Here is a 17,859-nt window from a genome sequence, read left to right as displayed (position 1 = left end):
AATGGTGTGCAAACGCCAAATACCCACGGACAACGCTGCGACCTATGGCCGTTGGACACTGTGCTGTGTCTGGGGGCTGGTATGACGGTTCAGGCGTTACGCTCTGCTCAGGCCGATCCGAAGATCATTCTGGTCGGTCTCAACCGCTGCGCAACGACCTCGTTCCACAGGTTGTTTCAGGACAGCGGCATCCCATCGGTGCATTGGGTGGATGAGCGGGGCGAAAATCTGGCGCATCGCATGGTGACAAATATATCCATGGGCCGCAAACCTCTGGACGGGTTTGGCGCTGTTCGGGCGTTTACCGACATTGCCTTTGTCAATGTCCGCTTCATGCTGGACGGTGCACGGTTCTTTCGCGAACTGCACGCGGGCTACCCGGATGCCTATTTCCTGCTGAACACGCGCAATCGGGACGACTGGATCACATCCCGCGCGCGCCACAACCAGGGCCGGTATCTGGATCGTTGCTGTCAGGCCAACGGTCAATCGGCGGACGAAGTGAAACAGGGCTGGGCGCATATGTACGACGTGCACCATGCCGAAGTGCAGGACTATTTCGCCGGAAACCCAAGGTTTCTGCGATTTGATATCGACCGGGACGAGCCGCAGGCCATTGCCGACTGGCTGTCTCCGGATTTTGACGTGAACATAGCCCATTGGGGGCACTATAATCGCGGCGCGTCCAAGCGCGCCCGGACAGGCTGAATGGAGAATTGACATGGTTCAACTGACCCTGCCCAAGAATTCCCGGATCACCACCGGCAAGACCTGGCCCAAACCGGAGGGTGCGAAAAACCTGCGCAAGTTCCAGATTTACCGCTGGAACCCGGATGACGGGCAAAACCCGCGCGTCGATACCTATTTTGTCGATATGGACAACTGCGGTCCGATGATCCTGGACGCGCTGATCAAGATCAAGAACGAGATCGACCCGACCCTGACCTTCCGCCGGTCCTGCCGGGAAGGGATCTGTGGCTCTTGCGCGATGAATATCGACGGGATCAACACGCTGGCCTGTATCTACGGCATGGACGAGATCAAGGGCGACGTGAAAATCTATCCGCTGCCGCATATGCCGGTGGTCAAGGACCTGATCCCCGATCTGACCCATTTCTACGCTCAGCACGCATCCATCATGCCGTGGCTGGAAACCAAGACCAACCGCCCGGCGAAAGAGTGGAAGCAATCCATCGAAGACCGCAAGAAACTGGATGGTCTGTATGAATGCGTCATGTGCGCCAGCTGCTCGACATCCTGTCCCAGCTACTGGTGGAACGGCGACCGCTACCTTGGCCCCGCCGCCCTGCTGCACGCCTATCGCTGGATCATTGACAGCCGGGATGAGGCCACGGGTGAGCGTCTGGACGAGTTGGAAGATCCCTTCAAGCTGTATCGCTGTCACACGATCATGAATTGCGCCAAGACCTGCCCCAAGGGTCTGAACCCGGCGGCTGCGATTGCGCAGATCAAGAAAATGATGATCGAACGCTCGGTTTAAGGCGTTTTTGAATCAGCGCTTGCCGGGTTGCGGCAAGCGCATGCCGCTATTGCAAAATCAGGCGATGCAGCCCGGTGCGACTCGGTCTAGATTTGCAGTAGGGAGGAGTGATGGGATCAAATCAGGATCACTCCGATGACAACAAAACCACAAACCCCGAAAGTGACCGCCAAAGAAGCGCTGGACCTGCTTGAGCAGGCCTGGGCCTATTACACGCCGGAACCAGCACCGGCCCTAAAGGCGCGAGAGCCAGAGCTGTTTGAATACGCAAATGCCGCCTGACGGCTTGCCAATTGCCGACGGTATGGGCGAAACAGAACCATGCCCGTTCTTTTGCTACTTCTGGCCGCCGGGGTCTTTGCCTATTTCTTCTGGCGGTCGCGCACGTCTTCACTGACGCGCGAGTGCCGATGGCGGCAACATCGCGATGAAGGTCGGTGGGTCTGCGCCTATTGCGGCGCAAAAACGGAAAGTTCTGACAGCCCAACCCAGTGTTTGCGCCAGTCTTCAGGCCGATAGAAACCGGGCAGAGGGGTCCTCTGCCCGTTCCAGTTTAGCCTGCTTCCGGAAAGGCGGCGTGCAGGGCAATCTCGACCATATCACCAAAACTGCTTTCGCGGTCGGATGAGGGCAGTGCCTCACCGGTCAGCAGATGATCGGACACGGTCAACACGGCCAAAGCCCGGCATTTGTGACGGGCGGCGAGGATGTAAAGCTCGGCCGCTTCCATCTCGACGCCCAGAATGCCGTGACGCACCATCTGTTCGTTCAGATCAGGGCGTTCGTCATAGAACACATCCGACGAATAGATGCCGCCGATATGGGTGGGCGTGCCTTTTGCCTTGGCCGCCACGGCGGCGGCCTGCAGCAAATCCCAATCTGCACAGGGAGCAAAATTCATCTCTTTCATGATGCCCCGCGAAGGGGTGCTGAGCGTTGTCGAAGTCATTGCCAGAATGACGTCGCGCAGATTCACGCTGTCCTGCATCCCACCGCAGGACCCGATGCGGATCAGCGTTTTCGCGCCATAGTCCCGGATCAGTTCATTCACGTAGATCGACAAAGACGGCATTCCCATACCGCTGCCCTGAATGGTGACAGGATTGCCCTTCCAGCCGCCGGTGAAGCCCAACATGCCCCGAACGTTGTTGACCTGCTTTACATCGTCCAGAAACGTCTCAGCGGCCCATTTCGCGCGATACGGATCGCCGGGCAAAAGAACGGTTTCGGCGATTTCACCTTTTTCCGCGCCAATATGAATCGTCATTTCGGCACCTGTCCTGATTAGATTTCCAGATCGGAAATATCCGCGCCGGATTTCAGCGCATCATGAACCCATTGCGGTTTCCGGCCACGACCTGTCCATGTCTGGTCCGGATTTGCAGGGTTGCGGTATTTGGCCTGTGCCTTGCTGCCTTTTACGGAACGCGGCGCGTCGCCCGACAATTCGGATAGCGAGAAGCCAAATTCAGCAGCTGCCTTTTCCGCCGCTTTCAGCGCTTCCTGACGTTCACGTTTCTCAGCGTTTACAAGGGCTTTTTCGACGTTTTCGCGCAGAGATACCAGCTCTTTTCGCGACATCGTTTCCAGGTTTATCCCCATAATCTTGTCTCCGTCCTGATAAGTGTTACCGCGTGCGCCAAGGCGCACCGCAATTGCAAACAACGCGATACTCTACTCCCAATGAATTGGGAATAGAAACGGGGAAATAATTGGTAAAAACGTCCGTTATTCAGCGGCCAGGTTTTTCGGGTCCACCAATTCCACAATATCGCCCATGATCGAATTGAGTTCGAAATTCTTGGGGGTGTAGACTTTTGCGACGCCCATGGCCTTCAATTGTTCCGCATCCTCATCCGGAATAATTCCGCCGACAACGACAGGGATGTGATCCAGACCCGCTTTGCGCAGCCGTGCAAGGACATCCTCGACCAGCGGTAGATGGCTGCCGGACAGGATCGACAGACCGATGACATGCGCGTCGTCATCTGCGGCGGCGGTCACGATCTCTTCGGGGGTCAGGCGAATACCTTCATAGCTGATGTCCATACCGCAATCCCGCGCACGGAATGCGATTTGTTCCGCACCGTTCGAATGGCCGTCCAGACCGGGCTTGCCGACCAGGAATTTCAGGCGGCGGCCCAGCTTGTCGCTGACGGCGTCCACCGCGGCGCGCAGGTCGTCCAGACCTTCGGTCTTGTTCGAAACCGAGCCCGACACACCTGTCGGGCCGCGATAGGTGCCGTAAACCTTGCGCATTTCCTCGGCCCATTCACCGGTGGTGACACCGGCCTTTGCGGCGGCAATCGACGGCTCCATCACATTTGTGCCGTTCTGCGCAGCCTCACGCAGCGCGGCCAGTGCGGCCGTAACGGCGGCATCATCCCGCTCGGCGCGCCAGTTGTTCAGGCGGTTAATCTGTTCCTGCTCGACAGCCGGATCAACAACCATGATCCCGCCATCTTCGGTTTGAAGGGGCGAGGGCTCACCCTCGATCCATTTGTTCACGCCGACCACAATGGTTTCATTGCGTTCGATCCGGTTCAGACGCTCGGCGTTGGAATCGACAAGGCGGGATTTCATGTACTCGATCGAGGCAACGGCACCCCCCATCGAATCGAGGTTGGCCAGTTCGGCGCGCGCGCCTTCCTTCAGTTCCTCGACCTTGGCGTCCACCGCCGGGTTGCCGTCGAACAGGTCACCATATTCCAGCAGGTCGGTCTCATAAGCCAGAATTTGCTGCATCCGCATCGACCATTGCTGATCCCATGGGCGGGGCAGGCCAAGCGCCTCGTTCCAAGCCGGCAACTGCACCGCACGGGCGCGGGCCTTTTTCGACAGGGTCACGGCCAGCATCTCGATCAGAATGCGGTAGACGTTGTTTTCCGGCTGCTGCTCGGTCAAGCCCAGCGAGTTCACCTGAACGCCATAGCGGAATCGGCGGAATTTTGGGTTCTCGACGCCGTAGCGGTCTTGCAGGATTTCGTCCCAAAGATCGACGAAGGCGCGCATTTTGCACATCTCGGTGACAAAGCGGATGCCCGCGTTCACAAAGAACGAAATCCGCCCGCACAGCGCCGGGAAATCCTCGGCCGGAACACGAGGGCGCAATTCATCCAGAACTGCGATGGCGGTGGCCAGCGCATAGGCCAGTTCCTGTTCCGGCGTCGCGCCTGCCTCTTGCAGGTGATAAGAACACACGTTCATCGGGTTCCATTTCGGCACGTGGGTATAGCAGTACTCGGCCACGTCCGCGATCATCTTCAGCGACGGTTTGGGCGGGCAGACATAGGTACCACGGCTCAGGTATTCCTTGATCAGGTCGTTCTGCACCGTGCCTTGCAGTTTCGAGACATCCGCGCCCTGTTCCTCGGCCACCGCGATATACAACGCCAACAGCCACGGGGCCGTGGCATTGATCGTCATCGAGGTGTTCATCTGCTCCAGCGGAATCTGGTCGAACAGAACCCGCATGTCACCCAGATGGCAGACCGGCACGCCCACTTTGCCAACCTCGCCACGGGCCAGAGTATGGTCACTGTCATAGCCGGTTTGCGTCGGCAGATCGAAGGCCACCGACAGGCCGGTCTGACCTTTTGCCAGGTTTCCACGATACAGCGCGTTCGAGGCTTCGGCGGTGGAATGACCGGCATAGGTCCGGATCAGCCAGGGGCGGTCTTTCTGCGTCTGCGTCATGGGCGGGCCTCGCATGTCGTTCGGTAACAAAATTACGTATGAGGGTTCTAAAGCGCAATTTTCAGGACATGTCAATTCGCTGCGTTGCGGCATTTCAAAATTGTGCAGATTGTGAGCGGTTTCGATTAGTGGCACTGTGCCGACATGATGCAAACCGTGGAACTTCCGCTCTGGCTTTTCCTGCTGATCGTGGTCTTTGCCATGGTCACGTTCGCGTCGCATTTCCTGTTCCCATCGGTGCGCTGGTTTTTCCGCCGCAGGCTGGAACGGGCGGTGTCGCGAGTGAACAAACGTCTGCAACGCCCGATTCAGCCGTTCAAGCTGGCCCGGCGGCATGACATGATCCAACGGCTGATCTATGACCCGCAGGTCGGGCACGCCGTTCAAAACCACGCGCGCGAGGAGGGCATCCCCGAGGCGGTGGCCTTCGAAAAGGCCCGCCGCTATGCGCGCGAAATCGTGCCCTCGTTCTCGGCCTTTGCCTATTTCAGCTTTGCCATTCGTTTGGCCCGGTTGCTGAGCAACACGTTCTACAACGTGCGCCTCAGCTATGAAGACGAAAGCGCCGTCAAGGACATCGACCCCGAGGCAACGGTTGTCTTTGTCATGAATCACCGCAGTAACATGGACTACGTGCTGGTCACCTATCTGGCGGCGCAGCAGTCGGCCCTGTCTTATGCTGTGGGGGAATGGGCGCGGGTCTGGCCGCTCAGCCGGTTGATCCGGGCAATGGGGGCGTATTTCATCCGACGGAAGTCCGGTAGTGAGCTGTATCGGCAGGTCCTGGCCAGCTATGTCCGCCACGCGACCGAGGCAGGCGTGACCCAGGCGATGTTCCCCGAAGGCGGGCTGAGCCTGACCGGCGCGCTGGGTCGGCCTAAGTTGGGATTGTTGAAATACATCATCGATGGCACCTCGCCGGACGGGCGGGATGTTGTGTTCGTGCCTGTGGCCCTGAACTATGACCGGGTGTTGGAAGACACCATTTTGACCCATGCCGCACTGGGGACCGAGCGGCGCTTTCGTGCGCGGATCGGTGTCATCACCAGCTGGATTGTCAAGCAGCTCTGGCGTCGCCTGATCGGGCGGTACAAACGGTTCGGCGTGGCCTCGGTGCGGTATGGCCAGCCGATCTCGCTCAAGGAATTCTCGGCCAGGGCGGGCGATGACATCATGACCGATCTGGCCCGCGCGCTGATGGTGCGGATCGGGGCGGCGATTCCGATGGTGCCCGGCCCGGCGGCCTGTTCGTTGTTGCGCGAAAATGGGCCGATGCCCGAGCAGGACGTGAAGGCTCGGATCGTTGCGATGATGGAGCAGGATGGCGGCGAATCCGCCGAGACGGCGACAGCCGTGACAGACGCGCTGGATCAGTTTGTCGAGCGCCGCATTCTGAGCCGAGATGGGGACATGCTATGCCTGTCTGGCCAGCGCGGAGATCTTCTCGATTTCTACGCCAACTCACTGCCCAACCACATGAATTCCGATGATTCTGCGGATGCGAAAGAAATTTCTGCACCTGCGGGGTCATAAAATTACAAATTCGATCCAAAAACGGTTGCAATATTTCGCGTCGATCAATATTCCAGTCGATGAAGCGCGCGATTCTGCGTCGCGGCAAAGGTATTGAGAGAAGGAGGCCAGCATGGCTTTGGACACCGAAAGCGGTATCGCGTCGTACGAGGCACCCGAAAAGGACCTCTATGAGATGGGGGAAATCCCTCCGATGGGGTTTGTGCCCAAGCAGATGTATGCCTGGGCAATCCGGAAAGAACGTCATGGTGAGCCCAACACCGCCATGCAGCAGGAAGTGGTCGATGTGCCGACCCTGGACAGCAACGAAGTGCTGGTTCTGGTGATGGCTGCGGGCGTGAACTATAACGGCGTCTGGGCTGCACTGGGTCAGCCGATCAGCCCGTTTGACGGCCACAAGGCGCCCTATCACATTGCGGGTTCCGATGCGTCGGGCATCGTCTGGGCCGTTGGTGACAAGGTCAAGCGCTGGAAAGTCGGCGACGAGGTTGTCATCCACTGCAACCAGGACGATGGCGATGACGAAGAATGCAACGGCGGCGATCCGATGTATTCGCCCAGCCAGCGCATCTGGGGTTACGAGACACCCGACGGCTCGTTCAGCCAGTTCACCCGCGTGCAGGCACAGCAGTTGATGCCGCGCCCCAAGCACCTGACCTGGGAAGAGGCCGCCTGCTACACGCTGACGCTGGCCACCGCCTATCGGATGCTGTTCGGTCACGAGCCGCATGACCTGAAACCCGGTCAGAACGTTCTGGTCTGGGGTGCCTCAGGTGGTCTGGGGTCTTATGCGATCCAGCTGATCAACACCGCAGGCGCCAATGCGATCGGTGTGATCTCGGACGAAAGCAAGCGTGACTTTGTCATGGGGCTGGGTGCCAAGGGTGTTCTGAACCGCAAGGACTTCAATTGCTGGGGTCAATTGCCCACCGTGAACACCCCGGAATACGCCGAGTGGTTCAAAGAGGCTCGCAAATTCGGCAAGGCGATCTGGGACATCACCGGCAAAGGCAACAATGTCGACATGGTGTTCGAACATCCGGGCGAAAGCACCTTCCCGGTCTCGACCTTTGTGGTCAAGAAAGGCGGCATGGTTGTGATCTGCGCCGGCACCACCGGGTTCAACTGCACCTTCGACGTGCGCTATATGTGGATGCACCAGAAGCGCCTGCAGGGCTCGCACTTTGCGCATCTGAAACAGGCCGCAGCCGCGAACAAACTGATGGTCGAGCGTCGTCTGGATCCCTGCATGTCCGAAGTGTTCTCGTGGAATGATCTGCCCGAGGCGCATATGAAAATGCTGCGCAACGAGCATAAACCGGGCAACATGTCGGTTCTGGTTCAGGCCCCGCGGACCGGTATGCGCACCTTGGAAGAGGTGTTGGACGCGCGTCCCTAATCTGACCGCGAAACAGACAAGAAACACCCGCGAATCGGCCTTTCGGTTCGCGGGTGTTTTGCGTTTTTCACCCGCCCTTCGGCCTTTCAACAGGTTGCAAAATCACCCCTCGCTGTTTTTGGGGAGTAGAAACCGGTGAATAGGCTGAAAAAGATCATACATGTTATGGTTGTGTTAACCCTTCGTTAACTGTTTCAGAGAGACCCTGATGGCGCAAAATGAGTGGATTTTGGACGTATTGTCGGACCTCAACGCGTTCGCCGTTGCGAATGGGTTAACCGCCTTGGCCGAGCAGCTGGATGATACACGGCTGATCGCTGCGGCCGAGATCGCGTCCATGAAGGATGAGGCACGGGCGCCCGCGGATGGGAACAGAACTCGATTTGGGTCAGATCCTGCAGGATTTGGAAAACACCAGCACGCTTGACGAGCTCAGCGCGGTTGCATTTCGATTACGTGACCGTCTGAAGGTCGCACATCTGACCTATCACTGGGTGGACGGGGCCGGTGATCAATACGGCTGTACCACCTATTCCGATGACTGGGACGAACGGTATCGGGAAAAGAACTACCACCGCATCGACCCTGTCATTCTGGGCTGCTTCCAGCGGTTCCACCCGGTTGACTGGAAGGCGCTGGACTGGTCGAGCAAAGTGGCCAAGGCCTTTCTTCAGGACGCACTGGCGCATGGGATCGGCAACCAGGGCTATTCGATTCCAATCCGGGGGCCCAACGGGCAATTCGCGCTGTTCACCGTGAACCACAGTTGCGACGACCAGACCTGGCAGGATTTCATCTCGACCTACGGGCAACAGCTGATCCTGGTGGCGCATTACATCAATCGCAAAGCGCTGGAGTTTGAAAAGGACAGGCAGCCCGAGTCGACGCGTGGCCTGTCACCCAGAGAGATCGACGCGATTACCCTGCTGGCGCTTGGATATAGCCGCGCGCAGGTGGCCCATTCGCTATCGATTTCCGAGCATACTTTGCGGGTCTATATCGAAAGCGCGCGGTCGAAACTGGGCGCGCAGAACACAACGCACGCAATAGCCACAGCACTCAGCCGCGGGTTAATAGTGGTTTAAGCAACGTACGGTCCTCGAACAGTTAATTAACCACGTCTCTGTACCCCTTTCGTTCTTAAAAGAACGACGAGGGGAACACGTCATGTTGCGTTATCTGTATGCTGACGAGCTGCATAAATTTCCAATTCTGGCCGAGGGGATGTTTCGCGATCGCGCAGATCAGTTCAAAACCCGTTTGGGTTGGGACGTGCACGTTAACGAAAAAGGGGAAGAGCGGGATCAATATGACGATCTCAATCCGCTCTATGTCATCTGGGAAGAACCCGATGGCAGCCACGGGGGATCGATGCGGGTGCTGCCCACAACCGGCCCGGTGATGGTGAACGAAGTCTTTGGCCATCTGAACGAGGGCGAGCCGATCTGCAGCCCCTTGATCTGGGAGGTGACGCGCTTTTGCCTGTCCCGGACCGCCAGTCCGCATACCGCCGGGGCCATCATGCTCAGCGGGGGCGAGATGATGGAAGGGTTCGGCCTGACCCATATCGCCGGGGTGTTCGATGCGCGGATGATACGCATCTATCGCATGATCGGCTCGTCCCCGATCGTTCTGGGAACAGAAGGCAAGGGGCGCGATCAGATCTCGGTCGGGCTGTGGCCCTATTCGGCAGATGACTGCAATCGCGTGGCAGCGCGTGCGGGCATCCCCCGCGACCTGTCGCGCCTGTGGTTCAGGACTGCTTTTGGCCCCGGCAGACGGCACCGGTTTGCCTTGTCTGCGTGACGGTGACGAAAACGGCATTCCGCATCTGGTGGTGGCTGGCGCGGCCTTGTAGGGTCGCGCCATGTCTTTGCCCAATGTGACCTTCTCGGACGATCAGGCCGCCGCATATGACAGCATCGCCGAGATGCTGCGCTCAGCCGGTGTGGACCTGGAAGATGATGCGCTGCTCAAACTGCCGGGGGCCGGAAAATCCGGTGTGATGGCGGTGATCGGCAAGGCGGGGTCAGGCAAGACTCTGTTGCTGGCAGAGCTGTATAAGGCGCTGGCCGAAACCGGCGTTCAGATCGTGTCGGGCGACTATGAAAGCCGTAAATCCAGGGACAAGCGCACGCTTGCGATTCTGGCCCCCACGAACAAGGCCGCCAGCGTCCTGCGCCTGCGCGGTGTTCCGGCCACGACCATCCACCGCATCCTCTATACGCCGGTATACGACCCCGAATATGAACGCATCGCCGAATGGCTGGCCGGAAATGACGACCGGCCCGAGATCGAGGGCCTGACAGATGAGGCGCTAGACCGCGCGGCGGCGTTTTATGAAAACAACAAATCAATTCCCGGCGCGTTGGCGGCTGCGGGGTTGCGTGGATCGGATTTCATCACCGGCTGGAAACGCCGGGATGAGCCGCTGGATATTGGCTTTGTCGACGAAGCCTCGATGCTGGATGACCGGCAGTTCGAAGACCTGAAAGAGATCTTCCCGACCCTGCTGATGTTCGGCGACCCCGCTCAGCTTGCCCCGGTCAACCAATCCGGCAGCATGGTGTTCGAGGCGCTGCCAGAGCCGCGCAAGCTGGTGCTGCACCGGGTCCACCGGCAGGACGCGGATAACCCGATCCTCGATCTGGCCCATGCGTTGGCCGATCCGTCCATGGGGTTCGAAGATTTCGAGCGTCTGGTCGAAGACACCGCCCGCCGCGATGATCGTGTGGTCTGGGGCCAGCGGGTCGAGGTTGATCTGATGGCCCGCAGCCCGGTTCTGGTCTGGCGCAATGCAACGCGCATCCGGCTGATCCAAGCGTTCCGGCAGGTCCATGGTGCGCCGGATACCGAGTTGCTGGAAGGCGAACCTCTGATCTGTGACGGGATCGAACTGCCTTTGAAACACCGCAAGAAGCGGCTGGATCTTGAGGCGCGCGGGCTGATCAAGGGCGCTCAGGTTGTCTATCTTGGGCCGGGGCGCAAGCCGGGGTTTTCGCGCTTGCATGTGATGGGGGCCGAGGACCCTCAGGTCAGTGCAGCGTCGATTGTGCAGATCGAAAAACCGGACGAAGAAGAACCGTTCATCCCTTATGCTGCCCGCATGGGGGCGACGTTTTTGCACGGCGCGGCGGTGACGATCCACAAGGCGCAAGGGTCCCAATGGGACACGGTACAAGTCTTTGCACCAGACATCTATGCAGCAGCCCGGATGGGCCGGACCGAGGCCGGGCAGCCATTGTGGAAACGGCTGGCCTATGTGGCCATCACACGGGCGCAGGAGCGGCTGATCTGGGTGGTGCGCAACCGACTGTCGAAACCCACCCATCCGCTGCGCGTGGACGACCTGCGCGCGGTCCCTGCGGCATCCCTGACATTGGAGGCGGAAGAGACATGAAAACCATCATCGTCACTGGCGCAAGCTCGGGCATCGGGCAGGCCACGGCCGAGCTGTTTCTGGCCGAGGGCTGGATGGTCGGCCTGTTGGCCCGCAGCGAAGACAAGCTGGCCGCGATGGCTGACGGTCAGCCGCGCGCTGTGCCATTGGTTGCGGATGTGACGGACCCCATCGCCGTGGCCCGAGCCTTTCGATCCTTTGCCAACCGGGCCGATCGGCTGGATGTCCTGTTCAACAACGCGGGCATCTTTGCCCCCGGTGGCACAATCGACGAAATCGCGCTGGAGGATTGGTACCAAAGCGTCAACGTGAACCTCAACGGGATGTTCCTGTGCGCGCGTGAGGCGTTTCGGCTCATGCGCAGCCAGGCGCCACAAGGGGGACGGATTATCAACAACGGCTCGATTGCGGCCTATGTTCCACGCCCCAACTCGGTGCATTACTCGGCCACGAAACATGCCATCACCGGCCTGACCCGCAGCCTGTCATTGGATGGGCGCGACTTTGGCATCGCTTGCGGTCAGATCGACATTGGAAACGCCCGCACGCAGATGGTTCAGGGGCTGGTCGATGCGGCCGTCGCGAACGGAGAAACGCCGGACCCGACAATGGACGTGCAGGACGCAGCGCGATCTGTCTTGCACATGGCTAATCTGCCGCCCGAGGCGAACGTGCAGTTCATGACCGTGATGGCTACCACGATGCCCTATATCGGGCGGGGCTAAGCGTTACTTTTCGCGCAGCAGACGGAAGGCGGTTGATGCGCCCCAACCCGCAGCAATGGCGATGACCAGCGACATCAGGCCGTAAAGAACAGGCTGCTGGCGGGACATGTTGTACAGAAACCGCTCCAGCCCCACCTTGCGCACGTCAATGGTGGTTTCGTATTGCGAGACAACCTCACCCCCCCGGGTCAGGTAAATCCGCGCCACATAATCGCCTTCGGTCAGGTCTGCGGGCATCGCGATCGAGGTGCGAAACAGGGTTTGTTCGTCCACCGCGACCGTGTTTTCCCGAATCGAATACAGGTCTTCGTTTTCGCGAATCCGCACCACCGCATCGGCAAATTCCTGAGCGCCCCGAATATGCATCGCCGCCCCGACCGAGCGGATCGCCCGTTCGATGGAAATGCGATAGCGCAGATCTTCGGTGTCGGTGATGATCTCGTCAAACGGCGCGCTTGTGGCGACGGCATAGAAGCTGGGGGCAAGATCGACCAGAACGCTGTCGGTGTTGACCCAGATACCGAACCTGCGTTCCTTGCGCCGCACCGTGATCGGTTCGGACGGGCCTGCGACGGACACGATGACCTCAAGCGGGGGGCCTTCGGGGATCGGGGCCTCGCGCTTGATGGCGCCGAAGATCAGGATCTCGGAGCCGTCAAAATTGGCGGTGATGGCAACACGGTCCTGGCTGAGACCCAGAACAACCTGTTCCTCGGCTGCGGCGGCGGGCAGGCATAGCAGGCACAAAGCGGCGATCAGAGGGCGCAACATTCTCAGTGCCCTCCGCTGTCGCCGAGCGAGAACAGCTCGGTCGGTTCCAGTAGCAGGTCCAGCGCCAGCTTGCCGCAGACGACCAGAACCAGCGCGGCCAGCAGAACACGCAGTTGCTCGGCCGGCATACGCGCGCCGATCACGGTGCCGATCTGCGCGCCGATGACGCCTCCGACCAGCAAGAGAACCGCCAATACCACGTCAACGGTGTAGTTGGTGGTGGCGTGCAGCATGGTGGTGAAGGCGGTGACAAAGATGATCTGGAACAGCGAGGTGCCGACCACGACCTTGGTCGGCATGCCCAGCAGGTAGATCATCGCGGGCACCATGATGAAACCGCCGCCGACGCCCATGATCGCTGACAGAACGCCCACGCACAGTCCGACCAGAACCGGCGGAATGACCGAGATATAAAGGCCCGAGGTCCGAAAGCGCATTTTGAACGGCAACGCATGCACCCAGCCGCGCTGTCTGCGCTTGGCAGGGGTGGCGTTGCCCTTTTTTACGCGCCGAAGCGCGCGCAGGCTTTCGACGAACATCAGGCTGCCGATAACGCCCAGAAACACGACGTAGCACAAGGTGACCAGCAGATCGACCTGACCCAGCCCCTTGAGGTAGTTGAAAATCACCACACCCAGGGCCGCGCCTATCAGGCCGCCCGTTAAAAGCACCGTGCCCATCTTCAGATCGACCGTCTTTCGTCGGAAATGCGCCAGCACGCCCGAGAAGGACGAGGCAACGATCTGGTTGGCTTCGGTCGCAACCGCGACGGCAGGCGGGATGCCGATGAAGAACAGCAGGGGCGTCATCAGAAAGCCGCCCCCAACACCGAACATTCCGGACAGGATGCCGACCATCCCGCCCAGCCCTAACAGAAGAAAGGCATTCACGGAGACTTCGGCGATGGGAAGGTAGATCTGCATGTTGTCTTCTAGTCGGGCGAATGGGGCCAGTTCAATGCGACAAAGCCGCGATCAATTGGGATGGTTAAACACCGGAATTTGTACGTTTCCGTGACAGCCTGGCAGCGTATCGAGGTGATCTGTAGACCCCTGGTCACGCTGCTGTCTGGCAAAGGAAACACGCACATACCCTTTTAGAACGGTTGCGGCATGCAAAATCAACTGTGCATGCCGCTCTGCAGCAAACAGGACCCAGAATTGTCTCGAAACTGGACTTATCAGCGTTCCTTTACATAGGGCTCACCACCCGCTCGGGGCGGTACCGCCTTGCCTACGAACCCGGCCAGAATGACGACGGTCAGGATATAGGGCAGGGCGTCCATCACCTGAACGGGAATCACCACGCCGCCCAGATCGATATTCTGGAACCGCAGCGCAACGGCTTGCAGCAGGCCGAACAGCAGACAGGCCCACATGGCATGCCACGGGCGCCATTTCGCGAAGATCAGTGCGGCCAGCGCAATGAAGCCCCGGCCGGCGGTCATCTCTTTGACGAACCCGGCCTGCAGCGCGGTCGCCAGATACGCCCCTGCAATACCGCAGAGCACGCCACAGATGGCCACAGCGGCAAAGCGCAGACCAACAACCGAGACGCCCGCCGTATCCACCGCCGCCGGGTTTTCACCCACCGCCCGCAGGCGCAAACCGAACCGGGTGCGATACAGGATCCACCAGGTCAGCGGCACCATCAGAAAGGCGATGTAAACAAGGATCGAATGGCCCGACAGCAGTTCGGAGTAAATCGGGCCGAGAATTGGCACACCGCTCAGCGCTTCGGCAAAGGGAAACTCGATCGGCTCGAACCGGCCTTGCCCAAACAGGGACGGGGTGCGCCCGCCCTGCTGGAACCAGCTTTGGGCGATCAGCACGGTCAGGCCCGAGGCTAGAAAGTTGATGGCAACGCCCGAGATCAGTTGATTGCCCCGGAAGGTGATCGAGGCCACCCCGTGCAGCGCTGACAGGACCAGCGACGCGCCGATCCCTGCCAAAAGGCCCAGCCAGACCGAACCGGTTACGGCAGCGACGGCGGCCGAGAAAAAGGCCGACATCAGCATCTTGCCTTCAAGCCCGATGTCGAAGATACCCGCGCGTTCCGAATAAAGCCCGGCCAGACAAGCCAGCAGCAGCGGTGTGGCCAGACGGATAGTCGAATCGAGGACCTGGATGAGGGTAACGAAGAACTCCATCACTCAGCCCCCTTCCGCAGACCCAGGAACAGCTTTTCAAGCGGCATGCGAACCATATTGTCGAGCGCTCCGGTGAAAAGGATGACCAGCGCCTGAATGACGACGATCAGTTCCCGCGGGATCGAGGTCCACAGCGCCAGTTCTGCGCCGCCCTGATACAGGAAGCCGAACAGCAGCGCCGCAAGGAACACGCCGAACGGGTGCGACCGGCCCATCAGGGCCACAGCGATGCCGATAAAGCCCGCGCCTTCGGTTGAATTCAGAACCAGCCGTTCCGCCTCACCCATCACGTTGTTGATTGCCATCAGACCCGCCAGCGCGCCCGAGATCAGCATGGCGATGATGGTGATGCGCACAGGCGAGATACCGGCATAAACGGCCCCGGTTTCCGAATGGCCATAGGCGCGAATTTCATAGCCCAGCCTTGTGCGCCAGATCAGGGCCCAGACGATCACACAGGCCAGAATCGCCACGAAGAACGAGATATTCGCAGGTGCTCCCCGGAACATCACATTCTCGGCGGTTGAGAACATCGACTGGAAAGTCGGCAGGTGGACCGCCTCGGGGAAGCGCGCGGTCGCCGGGTCTTGCGAGCCCTGTGGACGCATCACATTGACCAGCATGTAGTTCAGGAAGGCGGCGGCGATGAAGTTGAACATGATGGTGGTGATCACGATATGGCTGCCGCGCTTGGCTTGCAGATAGGCCGGGATCGCGGCCCATGCCGCGCCAAACAGCATCGAGGCGGCACAGGCGGCCAGCAGGGCAATGCTCCAATGCGGCCAGGGGACATACAAGCAGACCATGGCAACGCCAAGCCCGCCCAGCATTGCCTGACCTTCGCCCCCGATATTGAACATCCGCGCGTGGAACGCGACGGCCACGGCCAATCCGGTGAACATGAAGTTGGTGGCGTAGTATAGCGTATAGCCCCAGCCATAGGTCGATCCCAGCGCGCCGGTGACCATCAGGTTCACGGCCTCGACCGGGTTTTCTCCGATGGCCAGAATGACCAGCGCCGAAAGGATTGCGGCCAGTAGAAGGCTGATCACCGGGATCAGCACGACATCGGCCCATTTGGGCATTTTATCCATGTTACGCGGCCTCTCCCGCAACACCGGCCATCAGCAGGCCCAGTTCTTTTTCATCCGTCTCGGCGGGCAGACGTTCGCCCATGATATGTCCGTCAAACATCACTGCGATCCGGTCGGACAGTGAGAAGATTTCCTCCAACTCGACCGAAACCAGCAGGATGGCCTTGCCCTGATCGCGCAGGGCGACGATCTGTTTGTGAATGAACTCGATCGCGCCAATATCGACACCTCGGGTCGGCTGGCCGACCAGCAGCAGGTCGGGATTGCGCTCAATCTCGCGCGCGACGACGATCTTTTGCTGGTTCCCCCCCGAAAAGCTTTTGGCCGTCAGCCAGCCATTCGGTGGGCGGACATCGAATTTCTCGATCTTCGCTTCGGTATCGGCGCGCAGGGCGGCGTTGTCCATGAAGATGCCACGCTTGTAAGCCGGGTCGCGGTGATAGCCGAAGGCCACGTTTTCCCACGCGTGGAAGTCCATGATCAGACCTTCGCGCTGCCGATCTTCGGGCACATGGGCAATGTGCTGCGCGCGCCGCGCCTGTCCATCCGACCCCGCCCCGCTGAGCGGCAGCGGCACGCCGTTCAGCTTGATCGAGCCCTGACCTGGGCGCATCCCGCCCAGAACCTCCAGCAGTTCAGACTGACCATTGCCCGCGACACCGGCAATGCCCACAATCTCGCCCGCCCGGACGGTCAGGTCGATCCCTTTGACCCGCTCAACACCGGCGCTGTCAAAGACTTGCAGGTTTTCGATCTCCAGAATCGGTTTGCCCGGCTTTGCAGGCACTTTATCGACCTGCAGCAGAACCTTGCGGCCCACCATCAGCTCGGCCAGTTCTTCGGGGCTGGTCTCGGACGTCTTGACGGTGGCCGTCATCTGCCCGCGCCGCATGACCGAAACGGTATCGGTGTTCTCCATGATCTCGCGCAGCTTATGGGTAATCACGATGATCGTTTTCCCCTCGGCCCGCAGCCGGTCGAGGATGCGGAACAGCTGGTCCGCCTCGGACGGCGTCAGAACGCCGGTGGGTTCGTCGAGAATCAGAATCTCGGCCCGGCGGTACAGCGCCTTGAGGATCTCGACCCGCTGTTGCATGCCCACACCGATCTCGTCGATGCGTTTGTCGGGGTCCACGAACAGCTCGTACTCTTCTTCTAGCGCTTTCAGTTCCTTACGCGCCTTGGCCAGCGACGGCGCCAGCATGCCGCCATCCTCGGCCCCCAGAACGATGTTTTCCAGAACGGTGAAGTTTTCGACCAGCTTGAAATGCTGGAACACCATCCCGATGCCCGAGGCAATCGCCGCCTGACTGTCCGGAATCTCGGTCTTGGTGCCGTTGATCCAGATCTCGCCTTTGTCGGCTTTGTAAAACCCGTAGAGGATGCTCATCAGCGTGGATTTGCCCGCACCGTTTTCACCGATAATCCCATGGATCGTACCGGGGGCGACGCTGATGGAAATGTCTTTGTTGGCCTGAACCGGCCCAAAGGCTTTGGAAATCCCTTTGAGCTCAATGGCGGGGACGGTCATGTCGTGTCCTCAATTGCCGAAGGGACCGCGCAACCGGCGCGGCAGAAGGAAAAAGCGAGG

17 protein-coding genes are annotated in these 17,859 nt (G+C 59.7%); 9 read left to right on the top strand and 8 right to left on the bottom strand.

The features are described 5' to 3' along the window. The first annotated feature begins 81 nt into the window (after positions 1 to 81). The 3 genes from ACR0KJ_RS14550 (at position 82) to ACR0KJ_RS14540 (ending at position 1,783) form a co-directional block, all read left to right on the top strand. Positions 82 to 708, top strand: coding sequence for a sulfotransferase (locus ACR0KJ_RS14550; protein ID WP_170624007.1), 627 nt, complete (start codon positions 82 to 84; stop codon positions 706 to 708). Positions 709 to 721: 13 nt separating this feature from the next. Continuing rightward, positions 722 to 1,501 carry a succinate dehydrogenase iron-sulfur subunit gene (locus tag ACR0KJ_RS14545; RefSeq protein ID WP_170455629.1) on the top strand — a complete coding sequence of 260 codons (780 nt, stop codon included), beginning with the start codon at positions 722 to 724 and terminating at the stop codon, positions 1,499 to 1,501. A 135-nt stretch (positions 1,502 to 1,636) separates the two neighbouring features. Beyond that, on the top strand, positions 1,637 to 1,783 hold the full coding sequence (locus ACR0KJ_RS14540) for a hypothetical protein (RefSeq protein ID WP_170455628.1): 147 nt from the start codon (positions 1,637 to 1,639) through the stop codon (positions 1,781 to 1,783). Between the two features lie 271 nt (positions 1,784 to 2,054). Here the strand turns inward: ACR0KJ_RS14540 and deoD are convergent, their stop codons facing one another. The 3 genes from deoD to ACR0KJ_RS14525 all read right to left on the bottom strand — a co-directional run bounded on the left by deoD (position 2,055) and on the right by ACR0KJ_RS14525 (position 5,197). Continuing rightward, positions 2,055 to 2,768, bottom strand: a complete 714-nt coding sequence (gene deoD / locus ACR0KJ_RS14535; protein WP_480627000.1) for a purine-nucleoside phosphorylase — start codon at positions 2,766 to 2,768, stop codon at positions 2,055 to 2,057. A gap of 17 nt (positions 2,769 to 2,785) precedes the next feature. Beyond that, complete coding sequence (locus ACR0KJ_RS14530; RefSeq protein WP_170455626.1) at positions 2,786 to 3,103, bottom strand: H-NS histone family protein; 318 nt, start codon at positions 3,101 to 3,103, stop codon at positions 2,786 to 2,788. Positions 3,104 to 3,229: 126 nt separating this feature from the next. After that, entirely contained in the window at positions 3,230 to 5,197 is a 1,968-nt protein-coding gene (locus ACR0KJ_RS14525; protein WP_170624005.1) for a protein meaA, read from the bottom strand. Positions 5,198 to 5,341: 144 nt separating this feature from the next. Between ACR0KJ_RS14525 and ACR0KJ_RS14520 the strand changes: the two genes are divergently transcribed. The 6 genes from ACR0KJ_RS14520 to ACR0KJ_RS14495 all read left to right on the top strand — a co-directional run bounded on the left by ACR0KJ_RS14520 (position 5,342) and on the right by ACR0KJ_RS14495 (position 12,254). Further along, on the top strand, positions 5,342 to 6,730 hold the full coding sequence (locus tag ACR0KJ_RS14520; protein WP_480626999.1) for a 1-acyl-sn-glycerol-3-phosphate acyltransferase: 1,389 nt from the start codon (positions 5,342 to 5,344) through the stop codon (positions 6,728 to 6,730). 112 nt (positions 6,731 to 6,842) lie between these two features. Next, complete coding sequence (ccrA, locus tag ACR0KJ_RS14515) at positions 6,843 to 8,129, top strand: crotonyl-CoA carboxylase/reductase (protein WP_170455623.1); 1,287 nt, start codon at positions 6,843 to 6,845, stop codon at positions 8,127 to 8,129. Between the two features lie 365 nt (positions 8,130 to 8,494). Next, positions 8,495 to 9,214, top strand: a complete 720-nt coding sequence (locus tag ACR0KJ_RS14510; RefSeq protein ID WP_480585720.1) for a helix-turn-helix transcriptional regulator — start codon at positions 8,495 to 8,497, stop codon at positions 9,212 to 9,214. Positions 9,215 to 9,296: 82 nt separating this feature from the next. Beyond that, a complete protein-coding gene (locus ACR0KJ_RS14505) occupies positions 9,297 to 9,935 on the top strand; it encodes an acyl-homoserine-lactone synthase (RefSeq protein ID WP_480585723.1) in 639 nt (212 codons plus the stop codon). A 61-nt stretch (positions 9,936 to 9,996) separates the two neighbouring features. Continuing rightward, on the top strand, positions 9,997 to 11,529 hold the full coding sequence (locus ACR0KJ_RS14500; RefSeq protein WP_480626998.1) for an ATP-dependent DNA helicase: 1,533 nt from the start codon (positions 9,997 to 9,999) through the stop codon (positions 11,527 to 11,529). Further along, on the top strand, positions 11,526 to 12,254 hold the full coding sequence (locus ACR0KJ_RS14495) for an SDR family oxidoreductase (protein WP_480626997.1): 729 nt from the start codon (positions 11,526 to 11,528) through the stop codon (positions 12,252 to 12,254). Before ACR0KJ_RS14500 ends, ACR0KJ_RS14495 begins: the two co-directional genes overlap by 4 nt. Before the next feature lie 3 nt (positions 12,255 to 12,257). On the opposite strand, the gene ACR0KJ_RS14490 is transcribed toward ACR0KJ_RS14495, so the two are convergent. From ACR0KJ_RS14490 to ACR0KJ_RS14470, 5 genes are all read right to left on the bottom strand, one after another. Beyond that, positions 12,258 to 13,025: a TIGR02186 family protein gene (locus tag ACR0KJ_RS14490; RefSeq protein WP_170455614.1), complete on the bottom strand. Its 768-nt coding sequence runs from the start codon at positions 13,023 to 13,025 to the stop codon at positions 12,258 to 12,260. Positions 13,026 to 13,027: 2 nt separating this feature from the next. Then, complete coding sequence (locus ACR0KJ_RS14485; protein WP_170455612.1) at positions 13,028 to 13,948, bottom strand: sulfite exporter TauE/SafE family protein; 921 nt, start codon at positions 13,946 to 13,948, stop codon at positions 13,028 to 13,030. A gap of 257 nt (positions 13,949 to 14,205) precedes the next feature. Beyond that, positions 14,206 to 15,174 carry an ABC transporter permease gene (locus ACR0KJ_RS14480; protein WP_170522285.1) on the bottom strand — a complete coding sequence of 323 codons (969 nt, stop codon included), beginning with the start codon at positions 15,172 to 15,174 and terminating at the stop codon, positions 14,206 to 14,208. Further along, positions 15,174 to 16,268: an ABC transporter permease gene (locus ACR0KJ_RS14475; RefSeq protein ID WP_170455607.1), complete on the bottom strand. Its 1,095-nt coding sequence runs from the start codon at positions 16,266 to 16,268 to the stop codon at positions 15,174 to 15,176. The genes ACR0KJ_RS14480 and ACR0KJ_RS14475 overlap by 1 nt, the downstream gene beginning before the upstream one ends. A gap of 1 nt (position 16,269) precedes the next feature. After that, positions 16,270 to 17,799 (bottom strand): ABC transporter ATP-binding protein, encoded by a 1,530-nt coding sequence (locus ACR0KJ_RS14470; RefSeq protein ID WP_170623996.1) that lies wholly within the window; start codon positions 17,797 to 17,799, stop codon positions 16,270 to 16,272. Positions 17,800 to 17,859: the final 60 nt, after the last annotated feature.

This window comes from Ruegeria sp. AD6 (genome assembly GCF_056542325.1).
This window is presented reverse-complemented; position numbering and strand designations above follow the sequence as displayed.

Coding starts and splice junctions, on each gene's coding strand:
- ACR0KJ_RS14550 (WP_170624007.1), top strand. CDS start 82: ATGACGGTTCAGGCGTTACGCTCTGCTCAGGCCGATCCGAAGATCATT.
- ACR0KJ_RS14545 (WP_170455629.1), top strand. CDS start 722: ATGGTTCAACTGACCCTGCCCAAGAATTCCCGGATCACCACCGGCAAG.
- ACR0KJ_RS14540 (WP_170455628.1), top strand. CDS start 1,637: ATGACAACAAAACCACAAACCCCGAAAGTGACCGCCAAAGAAGCGCTG.
- deoD (WP_480627000.1), bottom strand. CDS start 2,768: ATGACGATTCATATTGGCGCGGAAAAAGGTGAAATCGCCGAAACCGTT.
- ACR0KJ_RS14530 (WP_170455626.1), bottom strand. CDS start 3,103: ATGGGGATAAACCTGGAAACGATGTCGCGAAAAGAGCTGGTATCTCTG.
- ACR0KJ_RS14525 (WP_170624005.1), bottom strand. CDS start 5,197: ATGACGCAGACGCAGAAAGACCGCCCCTGGCTGATCCGGACCTATGCC.
- ACR0KJ_RS14520 (WP_480626999.1), top strand. CDS start 5,342: ATGATGCAAACCGTGGAACTTCCGCTCTGGCTTTTCCTGCTGATCGTG.
- ccrA (WP_170455623.1), top strand. CDS start 6,843: ATGGCTTTGGACACCGAAAGCGGTATCGCGTCGTACGAGGCACCCGAA.
- ACR0KJ_RS14510 (WP_480585720.1), top strand. CDS start 8,495: ATGGGAACAGAACTCGATTTGGGTCAGATCCTGCAGGATTTGGAAAAC.
- ACR0KJ_RS14505 (WP_480585723.1), top strand. CDS start 9,297: ATGTTGCGTTATCTGTATGCTGACGAGCTGCATAAATTTCCAATTCTG.
- ACR0KJ_RS14500 (WP_480626998.1), top strand. CDS start 9,997: ATGTCTTTGCCCAATGTGACCTTCTCGGACGATCAGGCCGCCGCATAT.
- ACR0KJ_RS14495 (WP_480626997.1), top strand. CDS start 11,526: ATGAAAACCATCATCGTCACTGGCGCAAGCTCGGGCATCGGGCAGGCC.
- ACR0KJ_RS14490 (WP_170455614.1), bottom strand. CDS start 13,025: ATGTTGCGCCCTCTGATCGCCGCTTTGTGCCTGCTATGCCTGCCCGCC.
- ACR0KJ_RS14485 (WP_170455612.1), bottom strand. CDS start 13,948: ATGCAGATCTACCTTCCCATCGCCGAAGTCTCCGTGAATGCCTTTCTT.
- ACR0KJ_RS14480 (WP_170522285.1), bottom strand. CDS start 15,174: ATGGAGTTCTTCGTTACCCTCATCCAGGTCCTCGATTCGACTATCCGT.
- ACR0KJ_RS14475 (WP_170455607.1), bottom strand. CDS start 16,268: ATGGATAAAATGCCCAAATGGGCCGATGTCGTGCTGATCCCGGTGATC.
- ACR0KJ_RS14470 (WP_170623996.1), bottom strand. CDS start 17,799: ATGACCGTCCCCGCCATTGAGCTCAAAGGGATTTCCAAAGCCTTTGGG.